Source organism: Nitrobacter sp. JJSN, from assembly GCF_051912485.1.
Taxonomy (GTDB): Bacteria; Pseudomonadota; Alphaproteobacteria; order Rhizobiales; family Xanthobacteraceae; genus Nitrobacter.
The window spans coordinates 2380664-2393338 of sequence record NZ_CP196822.1 but is presented as its reverse complement, the minus strand read 5'-3'; the positions used below and the strand labels follow the sequence as shown (position 1 = coordinate 2393338).

The 12675-nt window shown below is 60.3% G+C and carries 10 protein-coding genes and 3 pseudogenes; 10 read left to right on the top strand and 3 right to left on the bottom strand.

All coding sequences use genetic code 11. From position 1 onward, the window contains the following. The first annotated feature begins 599 nt into the window (after positions 1-599). The 3 genes and pseudogenes from ACSZOQ_RS11910 to ACSZOQ_RS11900 form a co-directional block, all read left to right on the top strand. Positions 600-875, top strand: coding sequence for a hypothetical protein (locus tag ACSZOQ_RS11910; RefSeq protein ID WP_439922727.1), 276 nt, complete (start codon positions 600-602; stop codon positions 873-875). Between the two features lie 527 nt (positions 876-1402). Further along, positions 1403-1846: a hypothetical protein gene (locus tag ACSZOQ_RS11905; protein WP_439922726.1), complete on the top strand. Its 444-nt coding sequence runs from the start codon at positions 1403-1405 to the stop codon at positions 1844-1846. A gap of 21 nt (positions 1847-1867) precedes the next feature. Continuing rightward, positions 1868-2119, top strand: a pseudogene (locus tag ACSZOQ_RS11900) (integrase core domain-containing protein); the annotation flags it as partial. Positions 2120-2135: 16 nt separating this feature from the next. Here ACSZOQ_RS11900 and ACSZOQ_RS11895 read toward each other — a convergent pair. Beyond that, positions 2136-2240: pseudogene (locus ACSZOQ_RS11895) on the bottom strand (amino acid permease); the annotation flags it as partial. Between the two features lie 151 nt (positions 2241-2391). Further along, on the bottom strand, positions 2392-3780 hold the full coding sequence (locus ACSZOQ_RS11890; RefSeq protein WP_439922725.1) for a tryptophanase: 1389 nt from the start codon (positions 3778-3780) through the stop codon (positions 2392-2394). A 36-nt stretch (positions 3781-3816) separates the two neighbouring features. Between ACSZOQ_RS11890 and ACSZOQ_RS11885 the strand changes: the two genes are divergently transcribed. From ACSZOQ_RS11885 to ACSZOQ_RS11875, 3 genes are all read left to right on the top strand, one after another. Then, positions 3817-3993: a hypothetical protein gene (locus ACSZOQ_RS11885; protein ID WP_439922724.1), complete on the top strand. Its 177-nt coding sequence runs from the start codon at positions 3817-3819 to the stop codon at positions 3991-3993. 291 nt (positions 3994-4284) lie between these two features. Beyond that, the gene (locus ACSZOQ_RS11880; protein WP_439922723.1) at positions 4285-4641 is read left to right on the top strand and encodes a hypothetical protein; all 357 of its coding nucleotides are present in this window, start codon (positions 4285-4287) and stop codon (positions 4639-4641) included. A 51-nt stretch (positions 4642-4692) separates the two neighbouring features. Further along, the gene (locus ACSZOQ_RS11875) at positions 4693-4872 is read left to right on the top strand and encodes a hypothetical protein (protein WP_439922722.1); all 180 of its coding nucleotides are present in this window, start codon (positions 4693-4695) and stop codon (positions 4870-4872) included. 25 nt (positions 4873-4897) lie between these two features. On the opposite strand, the gene ACSZOQ_RS11870 is transcribed toward ACSZOQ_RS11875, so the two are convergent. Beyond that, a complete protein-coding gene (locus tag ACSZOQ_RS11870) occupies positions 4898-6010 on the bottom strand; it encodes a methyl-accepting chemotaxis protein (RefSeq protein WP_439922721.1) in 1113 nt (370 codons plus the stop codon). A gap of 2390 nt (positions 6011-8400) precedes the next feature. Between ACSZOQ_RS11870 and istA the strand changes: the two are divergent. The 4 genes and pseudogenes from istA to tnpC form a co-directional block, all read left to right on the top strand. After that, positions 8401-9892 (top strand): annotated as a pseudogene (gene istA / locus ACSZOQ_RS11865) (IS21 family transposase); the annotation flags it as partial. 8 nt (positions 9893-9900) lie between these two features. Further along, positions 9901-10764 (top strand): IS21-like element helper ATPase IstB, encoded by an 864-nt coding sequence (gene istB, locus ACSZOQ_RS11860; RefSeq protein WP_439922720.1) that lies wholly within the window; start codon positions 9901-9903, stop codon positions 10762-10764. 48 nt (positions 10765-10812) lie between these two features. Then, complete coding sequence (tnpB, locus tag ACSZOQ_RS11855) at positions 10813-10998, top strand: IS66 family insertion sequence element accessory protein TnpB (protein WP_439922719.1); 186 nt, start codon at positions 10813-10815, stop codon at positions 10996-10998. Positions 10999-11067: 69 nt separating this feature from the next. After that, a complete protein-coding gene (tnpC, locus tag ACSZOQ_RS11850; protein WP_439922718.1) occupies positions 11068-12669 on the top strand; it encodes an IS66 family transposase in 1602 nt (533 codons plus the stop codon). Positions 12670-12675 lie beyond the last annotated feature (6 nt).

The following is a 12675-nucleotide window of genomic DNA, read 5'->3' as shown; positions in this document are numbered from 1 at the left end:
TCTTGAGGGCAAGACGGGCTCTTCAGATCGGGCGCGCGCAACGTATGGATATCGCGCAACGCATGGATATTAAGAGGCAAGATCAGGGCAGACGCCCCGAGTGCGCCTTTCGATCTCAGCCAGTGCGACGTCGAGCGAGGGAACGGCCTTTGCCGTATGCCGAGCGTGGCCCTCCGAATAGATCAAGAGTTGACGGGAGCGCTTGCCGCGATGCGTCCTATCGAGTGGCCGAGCAGGTTCGTCAGCTGCCAAATTGTGCCTCCCTCTCCGGGTGTGACGATCATATCCGTGATGAGCCTTGGGCCGCGCGAGCAAACCGTTGCAATAACCGACAGCGAACAACCGACTTCTGCGGCCCTGGCGACCATCGGCGATAATATCGCATCTTGCGCGGGAACTGAGTTTCAGTGAGCCGAATGTTCTGGGTTTCGGCATCGCGCAGAACGAATGTCAATCTTTCGTCCACGGCCGCGATATTCAGTGCCGAAGGTTGGCGCTTGGGATCGACCCGCGATCGAGCAAATGGCGCTTATTGCCAATATGTGCGACTATACAAAATGATCAAAAAGAAAGGTCGAAGGCCAACTTCGGGAGAAGAAATGGCAACCGCTCTCGACCGTTGGGACGAGGAAGGCGGAGCGCAGGACGTGGCGTGGCCTTTACCCTATGAAGCCAGCGATTTGCGCCACGTGGAGCGCAGAGTCTTGGAATGTCTGGGTGCCGCCCTTGTCAGCGAATGGAATGATCTGCCTACTGACGTCCAGCGCAGGCTCTTCGAGCACGCGGCCTCGGGCAAATCGCACGACACCACCCTGTTGAAGACGCAGATCGCCCGTTTCCTGCACGATCATAAAGACGCATCGGGTAAGCGCTAAGTTCCTGCGAGCGCTGAAGGCGCGACGATCGCGTCCAAACGTCATTTAAGTGATCCAGTATTCTCATCGGGACGGGCATCTGGTTGAATTCGCCTCAATGCATCTTCGTCGACAAGAAATGATGCTCCCATGGAGCTATCCCCAAAATCGCACGGCACGCCGGGTGTCCCTGTCGCAAACCCCATCCAGCTGGCGGTTGATCGAGAATCGGGCGATGCTGCTGCTTGATGTTAGATTTGTGCAGACTGATCTTTGGAATGGTGATCGACCTGCTGCGGTCACGAGTTGCGCTTGAGGCAGAAATTCTGGTCTTGAGGCAACAAATCAATGTGCTGCGGCGAACCCGTCCCACGAGACCTCCCTTCATCTCGATTGACAGATTGATATTGGGAGGTGTCTGCCGACTGTTTTCCAAGATGTATGATGCACTGGCGATCGTCCGACCGGGCACCGTGATCCGTTGGCATCGTGCCGGTTTCAGATCGTATTGGCGCTGGAAATCGAGGCGCCGCTGCGGCCGACCGACTGTGCCGTTAGAAATTCGCCGGCTGATCCGCGAGATGAGCCTCGCCAATCCGTTGTGGGGAGCACCGAGAATCCATGGTGAGCTGCTCAAGCTTGGCATCGATATCGGCCAGACCAGTGTGGCCAAGTATATGGCGTGGAGGAGGGCCCCTCCGTCGCAAGGCTGGAAAACGTTCCTTCGTAACCATGCTGACGGTATCGCCGCGATGGACCTTTTCGTCGTGCCGACAATCTTCTTTCGTCCTGTCTATGGGTTGCTGATCATGGGCCATGGCCGGCGGCAGATCCTGTGGTTTGGGGTGACCGCGCATCCGACGGCCGAATGGATCGCCAACCAACTCACTCAAGCTTGCGGCTGGGAGCAAATCCCTCGTTACCTGATCCGGGATCGCGATCGAGCCTATGGTGAGATATTTATCCGCCGGGTTCGGTCGATCGGCATCTGAGACCGCCCGACGTCTCCTCGCTCACCCTGGCAAAACGCATACGCAGAACGGCTGATCGGATCGATCCGCAGGGAATGCATTGATCATGTCGTGGTCTTCGGCGAACGCCATCTGCGTCACGTGCTGCTCTCGTACATGAGCTACTACAACGGCACGCGCACCCATTTGTCATTAAACAAGGACGCGCCGATGTCGCGCGTCGCCGAGACAGCCGGACGCATTCTCTGTCGTCCGATTCTGGGCGGGCCGCACCATCAATATGCCCGGATTTGATATGCGGTAGGCACAGCGAGGCGTAGAACAGGCCGGTACCGATCGCGCCACCGAGGGCGATCATCTGAATGTGCCTGTTCTTCAGCCCGCGAGCCAAATGGTCTTGTTCCTGCTTAGACATGTTTCCTCCCGCTCATTCCTCCGGCGTGCGCCTTGTCCTCGACGCGGTTTGCCTTTGTTGTTGTGCGCTATTGCTTGCGGCGCGCCGGGCCGCGGCGAGTGTGTCCGTTCTCCTTGTGAAGCTGGACGCCTCGACCCGGCGCGGCGTGTCTCTAGACGATAGGGGCCAGATGCGCCTGAAAGTGCCGCAGGATCGGCGGCTCCCAGGTGATGCGGTAGCCGCGCGTGGCCTGCCCGGCACGCTGCTTGATCGCGATGAGCGCGTCGGCCATCACGTCGGTATGGGCCTGGGTGTAGACCCTGCGCGGGATGGCCAGGCGCGTGAACTCGAAGTCCGCGCGCAATTGCTCGCCTGTGTCTGGGTCGTTGCCGAGCATATAGGACCCGATATCGCAGGTGCGGATGCCCGCTTCCTTGTAGAGTTCGATTGCCAGCACCTGGCCGGGGAACTCGGCGTAGGGGATTTGCGGGAACATGGCCGCTGCATCGACAAAGACGCCATGCCCGCCCACCGGCGACTGGTAGGCGATATCGGCATCGTCGAGACGGGCAGCGAGATACTCGACCTGGCCGATGCGGTAGCGCAGATAGTCTTTGTCGATCCCCTCGTAGAGGCCGATGGCGAGTGCTTCGAGGTCGCGCCCGGACAGGCCCCCATAGGTGAAGAAGCCCTCATAGGAAATGCAGTTGGTCTTGACCTTCAGCACCAGCGGCGAGTCGGCGTCCTTCACGCCGATCAGACCGCCCATATTGACGATTCCGTCCTTCTTGGCCGATATCGTGAAGGTGTCGCCGTAGCTGAACGTCTCCCTGATGATGGCCTTGATCGAGGCGTCCTTGAACTCCGGCTCGTCACGCTGGACGAAGAAGGCGTTCTCGGCATAGCGGGCAGCGTCGATATTGAGCGGAACGCCGTATCGCTTGGCGATCGCGGCTACATCGCGGATGTTCTGCACCGAAACGGGCTGGCCACCAGCCGAGTTGTTGGTGATTGTCACGACGATCAGGCCGACGGTCTCTGGCCCATACTCGTCGATGATTTGCTCGAGCCGGGCGACGTCCATATTGCCCTTGAAGGGCGCGCGCACGGACGGCTGCTTCGCTTCCGGGACCGTGCAATCGATACAGCGCGCCCCGGCAAGCTCGACGTGAGCGCGCGTGGTGTCGAAGAACATGTTGGAGATGGCAATCTTGTCCTTGCTCAGAAGCAGCGGGAACAGCACCTTCTCGCCGGCCCGCCCCTGATGCACGGGCTGAATATAGCCGTAGCCGAAGATGTCTTTCCCGGCCTCTATCAGCTTGTAGTAGGACGAGGCGCCAGCATAGGCTTCGTCGCCACGCATGACGCCGGCCCATTGGTCCTGGCTCATCGCGTTGGTGCCTGAATCGGTCAGTAGATCAATGTAGCAATCCTCGCCCCTTAGGTAGAACAGATTGTAGTTGGCCTCCCTGATCTTCTCTTCTCGGTCTTCCCGGGAAAGCATCCGGAGAGGCTCCACCGATTTGATCCTGAAGGGTTCGGGAATGAATTTGATAGCCATGACCAGCGTCTCCAAGCCGGTTATAGGGTCTACAAGTTGGCCAAGAAATACAACATCAAGACAGCATTCGGGACCGACATTCTGTTCTCGGAGGCGCTGTCGGAACGGCAGGGTGCGACCCTTTCCGATATGACGCGCTGGTACACTGTCCCTGTCGGAAACCTAATCCGGCTGGCAACTGAGGCCGAATCGCGCAATGCTTCGGCCTTATGAGAGAAGCTTGCAGCCTGGTCTGGTTGGCGTTGGTCGGATTGTTCCGGTCGCGGGCCTCGCTGGAAGGCGAGATACTGATCCTTCGTCATCAGCTTAACATCCAGCGACGTCAATCACCGAAGCGGCTGAATTTCAGCACTTTGGGTCGGTTGATATTTGCTGGGCTGTATCGTTTGGTGCCAAGTGTTCTAAGGGCTCTGGCGATTTTGAAGCCTGAGACGGTGATCCGCTGACATCGCGCCGGGTTCAGATCGTACTGGCGCTGGAAATCCCGCCCCCGCGGCGGCCTATATGGCCAGGCGGAGAGGCCCGCCGTCCCAGGGTTGGAAGACGTTCCTCCGCAATCATGCCGACGGCATCGCGGCGATGGATCTGTTCGTCGTACCGACGATCTCATTTCGCTTGCTCTATGGCTTGTTCATCATGGGGCATGGTCGACGACAGGTTTTATGGTTTGGCGTTACCGCGCATCCGAGCGCAGAATGGATCGCAAATCAGATCACGCAAGCGTGTGGCTGGAAGCAGGCCTCTCGCTATCTGATCCGCGATCGCGATGGAGCCTATGGCGAGGTTTTCATCCGAAGAGTTCGATCGATGGGTATTCGCGATCGACCGACGTCGCCACGCTCGCCATGGCAAAACGCATAGGCTGAACGGCTGATCGGTTCGATCCGGCGGGAATGCCTTGACCATGTTGTTGTGTTCGGCGAGCGGCATCTTCGTCACGTGCTGCTGTCTTACATGAACTACTATAATGAGACGCGCACGCACCTATCGTTGGACAAGGATGCGCCCCTATCGCGCACGGTTCAGAGAGCAGGGCGTATTCTTCGCCTTCCAATCCTGGGCGGACTGCATCACCAATATATTCGGATTTGATTTATGACACGCACAGGAGGTTGCGTCAGGCGGCGCTGAGCCTCTTGAAGCGTTCCCGCAGCCCGCGCGCGCTTTCGGACACGGCTGCAAGGGTGGTCGAGATCTCGCTGACGGCCGTGCTCTGGGCGCCAATGGCTTCGCTCTCCGTGGTCATGCCGGCATCGATCTCCTGCACCAGCCGCCGCGAACCGGAGACCTGCCTGATAGCGTGATCAATGGCGTCCTGGATTTCGCTGGCCTGCCGCGTGACGTCCCTGGTGGCTTTTTCGGCCTCATTGGCCAGCGCCTTGACCTCGTTGGCCACGACGTTGAACCCGCGGCCGTATTCGCCGCTGCGCGCAGCCTCGATCGCGGCGTTCAGCGCCAGCAGCTTGGTCTTGCGCGAGACGTCGGAGATGACCTTGACGAAATTCTCGATCTGTCGCGTGGTCTGCGCGAGATCGGCGAGGTTTTTGGTCAGGGTCTCGATGCTCGATACGGTGTCGCGGCATCGCTGCATATTGCCGAGGTTGACTTCGACGATGTTTCTGATGGTGCTGTTGAGTTCTTCGGCGGCGCCGGCCATCGATTTGAGGTCGCCCGCCACCTCGACCTCGAAGGCGTTGAGCAGCGGCTCGGAAACATGCTGGAAGGCGGTCCGAGCGGCGGCGTTGTCGTAAGCCGAAATCGCGTGGGAGATATCGAGAAAGAACATCCGGACGATGGCGCTGAGCGACGCCTTGATTGCTGCGGCCTGTTCGGCATCGCCGAGATGCTGGTCAATTGCGAGTCCGAGAAATTTCTCAAGGATGACAGCGGAACTCGCGACATAGAGGTCACTGCTGAGAAGGCATTTCTCATGCGCGGTGCCGATCTTGTGCGCGAAATCCTGGAAGGCCCTGTCCGGCGTGCCGTCGAAGAATCGCTGCCAGTGCCTGAACTGGACATCGTTGATATGGGCGACAAGCTGCCCAATGTCGATCTTCTCCCGTTCGCAGGTCTGTTCGATCATCTCCTTGAAGGCGGGAAACGACAGAATGCGCCCGTAGAAGGCGTTGATGATCTCATCCTGGCTGCCTCCCATCCGCGGCTTGAGCGACTGAAGGCAGCCTGCGTCAGTCGGGGTCAGCCCGACGAGCGCAGCAAGATCGATGTCCATGTCAAATCATCCGGGTAGGAGGTAATTCATTGAACACCGCAATAGTAAACAACGGCTGAAGTCGGTTGTGCGATCAACATCTATCAACTCCAGGCTTTGCTCCACTCATCGAGACTCGTCGTTTCCGGGTCGACGACGATGCGGTTCTCCGAGTTCAAACAGAACCCACTGAGATCGGCGCTCTGATGTAAGAACGCCGGTGACAAGGTCGACATCACCGATCTGTCGGGAAATCCATTCGGACCAGTTTGCGCCCGCGTATAAAGAGGGAGACCGATCCAGCGACGGCGTCGTCACTTACTTCAGAAGAGAAGGGCTCGAAGGGCTACTAAAGAAATGGCAGGCACCTTGCCCGATGTGATGATCCCAGCAAGGATCGCCATGCTATCGCCCTGGGGAGGCACTCCATGTCCAACATCGAACCCCTCGCCCGCAAAGCTGCGAACTGGTATGCCGGCGAGCCGGGATGGCAGAGACCGCGCTAAGCTATTAGGGCAGGCTGTCCCTGTCGGAAACCTAATCCGGCTGGCAACTGAGGCCGAATCGCGCAATGCTTCGGCCTTATGAGAGAAGCTTGCAGCCTGGTCTGGTTGGCGCTGGTCGGGTCGTTCCGGTCGCGGGCCTCGCTGGAAGCCGAGATACTGATCCTTCGTCATCCAGCGACGTCAATCACCGAAGCGGCTGAATTTCAGCACTTTGGATCGGTTGATATTTGCTGGGCTGTATCGTTTGGCGCCAAGTGTTCTAGGGGCTCTGGCGATTTTGAAGCCTGAGACGGTGATCCGCTGGCATCGTGCTGGGTTCAGATCGTATTGGCGCTGGAAATCGAGGCATCGCGGCGGCCGGCCGACGGTGGCGCTGGAAATACGCGATCTGATCCGCGAGATGAGTATCGCCAATCCACTGTGGGAAGCGCCACGAATTCATGGCGAGCTTCTCAAGCTCGGCATCGACATCGGACAGACCAGCGTGGCCAAGTATATGGCCAGGCGGAGAGGTCCGCCATCCCAGGGTTGGAAGACGTTCCTTCGCAATCCGACGGCATCGCGGCGATGGATCTGTTCGTCGTACCGACGATCTCATTTCGCTTGCTCTAGGGCTTGTTAATCATGGGGCATGGTCGACGACAGGTTTTATGGTTTGGCGTGACAGCGCATCCGACCGCAGAATGGATCGCAAATCAGCTCACGCAAGCGTGCGGCTGGAAGCAGGCCCCTCGCTATCTGATCCGCGACCGGGACGGGGCCTATGGCGAAGTCTTTATTCGAAGAGTTCGATCCATGGGCATTCGTGATCGACCGACGTCGCCGCGCTCGCCATGGCAAAACGCATATGCTGAACGGCTGATCGGTTCGATCCGGCGGGATGCCTTGACCATGTTGTTGTATTCGGCGAGTGGCATCTTCGTCACGTGCTGCTGTCTTACATGAACTACTATAATGAGACGCCCACGCACCTATCGTTGGACAAGGATGCGCCCCTATCGCGCACGGTTCAGAGAGCATGGCGTATTCTTCGTCTTCCAATCCTGGGCGGGCTGCATCACCAATATATTCGGATTTGATTTGCGACAGGCACAGGAGGGGTTGCGGAAAGCGGTCGCAAAAGGCGATCTCGCGCCATCAATTGCGCAACTCGTCGGCCCGATGCGAACCAAGGCCGGTCAGACGTTGCGTCGGCTTCTCGACCAGCATGGCGACGGGCGTGTTATAACGACATCGATCTGCTCGATCTCGCGAAGAAGGCCAAGGCAAACCGCAAAGCCCTGCCCAAAAGGCAAGCCATGGCGGCGATGCTGTATGAGCGACCGGCGCCGATCTTCGATCCGCCAAAGGCGCGCAAGCGCGCGCCGTTCAAGCACGGCAGGACAACGCCGCCGCGGTACGCGCACGGTCGTGACGCTTCCGCGGTTCGTGGCCTTGGTGCTGCTGGGGATTGGCGAGGTGATGAAGTGACGATATTCGGCCGCTACACGGCTGTCATAAATCGCCGGTAGAGTCCCTGCGTTGCTCATGGCCTCCAGGCGCCTGTTCCTGTAACTGGCCGCCGTTGTCCTTCGGGATGCTGGCTGCCTTTTTTGTTTCAGCGGTCCCTTGCCAGCTTGCGGGAGGATCGCCGCCTATGCCCCTTCTTCCAATGCTTGATGCAGCAAAGACAATTGGGCTGTACTGGGTGGTGGCTATGATCCTGACGTATGGGATCATCGCCGCTGGAGTCGTGATATCTCGATTGGCAATCCGAATCGTCAAGCGGTTTTTTCAAATCAGGCCACCATCTGTTATTCGGCCTGCAATATTGACCCCCTGAGCCGGGGGATCGGCGTCCAAAATTGACCCCCGATAGGTTGGTCTGTTGCGCTGCCTGCTTTGGAACGAAGCAGGTGGTTGGGGATGCTGATCGTGGAGACGATTGCGCGGATACGCCGCGAGCACTTCATCAAGGGCAAGACGATCAAGGAGATCGCACGCGACCTGAAGGTGTCGCGGAACACGGTCCGCAAGGTGTTGCGGTCTGGGGAGACCTCATTCGAGTACGAACGTGCGGTGCAGCCGCGGCCGAAGCTGGGGCGATGGGCCGCTGATCTCGACGGATTGCTGGCGTCGAACGCGGCGAAGTCCGCTCGCGAACAGCTGACGCTGATCCGGGTCTTCGAAGAGCTTCGCGGGCGCGGCTATGACGGCGGCTACGATGCTGTGCGACGTTACGCCAGACGGTGGAGCCAGGAGCGCGGACAATCGACGGCGGCGGCCTATGTCCCGCTGAGCTTTGCACCGGGAGAAGCCTACCAGTTCGACTGGAGCCATGAGGTTGTCCTGCTGCATGGCGTGACGGTGATCGTGAAGGTCGCTCATGTCCGGCTCTGTCACAGCCGGATGCTGTTCGCTCGCGCCTATCCACGCGAGACGCAGGAGATGGTGGTTCGACGCCCACGACCGGGCCTTCGCTCTGTTCAAGGGCACCTGCGGCCGCGGCATCTACGACAATATGAAGACCGCGGTGGAGACGATCTTCGTCGGCAAAGGGCGTCTCTACAATCGCCGCTTCATGCAGATGTGCAGCCATTACCTGGTCGATCCGGTCGCCTGCACGCCGGCCTCGGGCTGGGAGAAGGGCCAGGTTGAGAACCAGGTTGGGCTGGTCCGGGAGCGCTTCTTCACGCCGCGGCTGCGGTTCAAAACCCTCGACGAGTTGAACGCCTGGCTGCTGGATAAGTGCATCGCCTACGCCAAGGTGCACCGTCATCCGGAACTGACCGAACAGACGATCTGGGAAGTGTTCGAAGCCGAGCGGCCGAAGCTCGTTCCCTATGCCGGCCGGTTCGATGGATTCCATGCCGTGCCGGCATCCGTCTCGAAGACCTGCCTGGTGCGCTTCGACAACAACAAATACTCGGTTACGGCCAACGCCGTCGGGCGGCCCGTCGAAGTGCAAGCTTATGCCGACCGCATCGTGATCCGCCAGGACGGACGCATCGTCGCCGAGCATCCGCGTTCCTTCGGCCGCGGCGAGACGACCTACGATCCCTGGCATTATGTGCCGGTGCTGGCTCGCAAACCCGGCGCGTTGCGCAACGGCGCCCCGTTCAAGGACTGGGTGCTGCCGGCCGCGATCGAGCGTGTGCGGCGCAAGCTCGCCGGTGCCGACGATGGCAATCGGCAGATGGTCGACATCCTCAACGCGGTGCTGACCGACGGACTGCCGGCAGTCGAGGCCGCCTGTGCCGAGGCGATCGCCCACAGTGTCCATTCCGCCGATGTCGTTCTCAACATCCTCGCCCGCCAGCGTGAGCCGGCGCCACCAGCCAACATCCTCACCCCGGCGGCGCTGACCTTGCGCCATGCGCCGATCGCTGACTGTGCCCGTTACGACAACCTCAGGAGACCGGTCTGATGGAACGCACTCAACTCTTCGACCTCATGAGCGAACTCAAGCTCTATGGCATGAAGGCCGCCTTCGACGAGATCATGGCGACCGCCGTCAAGCGCCAGCACGAACCGCAACGCATTGTCGGCGACCTGCTCAATGCCGAGATCAACGAGAAGCAGGCGCGTTCGATCAAATACCAGCTCACTATCGCCAAGCTGCCGCTCGCCAAGGATCTCGATGGCTTCCAGTTCGAGGGCACCCCTATCAACCAGACGCTGGTCAATGATCTCGCCGGCGGTGGCTTCATCGCCCAGCAACGCAATGCCGTTCTGGTCGGCGGTACAGGCACCGGCAAGACCCATCTGGCTATCGCCATCGCCCGAAGCTGCATTCGATCCGGTGCCCGCGGGCGCTTCTACAACGTCGTCGACCTCGTCAATCGTCTCGAGATCGAGACCCGCAACGGACGGCAGGGTCGTATCGCCGAGCATCTGACCCGAATGGACTTCATCGTCCTCGACGAACTCGGCTACCTGCCATTTGCCCAATCCGGCGGACAACTTCTGTTCCATCTCGTCAGCCGGCTCTACGAGCGCACTTCCATCGTCGTCACCACCAATCTCGCCTTCGGCGAATGGCCCAGCGTGTTCGGCGACGCCAAGATGACCACCGCGCTGCTCGATCGTCTGACCCACCACTGCGACATCGTCGAAACCGGCAACGACAGCTGGCGCTTCAAAAGCCGCGACGATGATCAAACAACCCGCGCTCGGTCCGTCTCCGCAATCCCGGCCAGCTCCGACGGACCGAGCGCTACCGCTAAATCTCGTCGATCAAAGGGGGCAAATTTGGACGCCGATACGGGGTCAAACTTCGGCGCCGATTGACACGCGGCGTTCGTGTTCCGATCGAGGCGAGCGGATCGGATCAAGATTTTGGTCTGGGATCGCACGGGCCTGGTGTTGGTGCACAAGCGGCTCGAAGGCTGCAAGTTCGTGTGGCCGACGATTGCGGATGGCGTGATGCGGGTATCGCCGGCGATGTTTGCGGCCTTGTTTGAAGGTTTGGACTGGAGGCTGGTCCGTCCGGAGGAAGCACGGCGTCCGCAAGCGGCGGGATAACTGCGGCAGAGTGACTCGGGACGCTCTTTGCGCATGGCGAGAACGGCGGCGATGTGCTGGAAATAGCGCATGAACACCGCGGCGCTGCGCGACGAGAACGAACGCCTGAAGGCGCTTTTGGCGCAAACGCAAGCGACGTTGGGCGAGCATCAGGCGGCGCTGGCAACGTCGGAAGAGGCGCGGCGCCGGCTGGAGGTTATCCTCGGAGAACTTCGCCGCGAGAAGTTCGGCGCGAAGTCCGAGAAGCTGCGGCCTGATCAATATCATTTGCCGCTCGAAGACGTCGAGATCGCGCAAGGCGTCCTGGACGCGGCGCAGGAGAACGCGGCAGCGATTATCCAGGGCCGATCGCGCGGCGCATCAGATCAAGCCCGTCATCGCAATCGGGGCTGCCTGCCTGCGCATTTGCCGCGGGTGGAGCGGATCATCGAGCCTGCGAGCACGCTGTGTCCCTGCGGCTGCGGCGCGATGACGAAGATCGGCGAAGACGTCAGCGAGCGTCTCGACGTGATCCCGGCGCAATGGCGCGTGCTGGTCACGCGTCGTCCAAAATATGCTTGCCGCCGCTGCTCGGGCGCGGTCGTTCAGGCGCACGCGCCGGAGCATGTCGTGCCTGGCGGACTGCCGACCGAAGCGGCCATTGCGCAAGTGATCGTCGCCAAGTTCGGCGATCATACGCCGTTTTACCGGCAGGCCGGGATCTACGCGCGACAAGGGATCCGGCTCGACCGGGCGACGCTGGGGAACTGGTCCGGCCGCGCCTGCTTCCATCTCCAGGCTGTTGGGGATCGGATGCGCCGCCAACTGGCGGCGGCGGATCGCCTGTTCATGGACGAGACCACGGCGCCGGTGCTTGCTCCCGGGCGCGGCCAGACGAAGAAAGGCTTCTTCTGGGCTATTGTCTCCGACGACCGCGGCCACAGCGGCCCAAGTCCGCCGATCGTGCTGTTCCGATATGCGTCCGGACGCAGCGGCGCTTTCGCCAGGCAGTTTCTGGACGGCTTTAACGGGCGCTTCCTGCAATGCGACGCATACGAGGGCTATGATCGGCTGACCGGCGTTGCGCGACCGCAAGGCCCCTGGACGCTCGTGCATTGCTGGAGTCATCTGCGTCGGCGCTTCGTCAAGCTGGCGCGCAACAGCAGATCGCCGATCGCCGAAGACGCGGTCCGGCAGATTGCGCTTCTCTATGCCATCGAAGCCACGGTGCGCGGCTCATCGCCGGACATCCGACTGGCCGCGCGCAAGGAGCATTCGCGGCCTGTCGTTGCTGCTTTGAAGCCGTGGTTCGAGAAACAGCTGTCGATGATCTCCAGCAGCTCGACACTCGCCCAGGACATCCGCTACGCGCTCAATCATTGGCCGGGGCTGACCCGCTTCCTCGAAGACGGACGTCTCGAGCTCGACACCAATCCGGTCGAAAACGCCATCCGGCCGGTGTGCCTGACCAGAAAAAATGCGCTATTTGCTGGTCATGAAGTTGGAGCCGAGAATTGGGCTTTGCTGGCGTCGATCGTAGCCACCTGCAAGCTCAACGACGTCAACCCCGTCGCCTACATCGCCGAAACACTCGAGGCAATCATCGCCGGCCATCCTCAAAGCAAAATCGAAGACCTCATGCCCTGGAGATTCCGCAAAACGTCAAGCCCACATCAATGGGGCAGCGGTTGAGCGCTT

Coding starts and splice junctions, on each gene's coding strand:
- ACSZOQ_RS11890 (WP_439922725.1), bottom strand. CDS start 3,780: ATGGCTATCAAATTCATTCCCGAACCCTTCAGGATCAAATCGGTGGAG.
- ACSZOQ_RS11870 (WP_439922721.1), bottom strand. CDS start 6,010: ATGGACATCGATCTTGCTGCGCTCGTCGGGCTGACCCCGACTGACGCA.
- tnpC (WP_439922718.1), top strand. CDS start 11,068: ATGAACACCGCGGCGCTGCGCGACGAGAACGAACGCCTGAAGGCGCTT.
- ACSZOQ_RS11880 (WP_439922723.1), top strand. CDS start 4,285: ATGGCCAGGCGGAGAGGCCCGCCGTCCCAGGGTTGGAAGACGTTCCTC.
- istB (WP_439922720.1), top strand. CDS start 9,901: ATGGAACGCACTCAACTCTTCGACCTCATGAGCGAACTCAAGCTCTAT.
- ACSZOQ_RS11910 (WP_439922727.1), top strand. CDS start 600: ATGGCAACCGCTCTCGACCGTTGGGACGAGGAAGGCGGAGCGCAGGAC.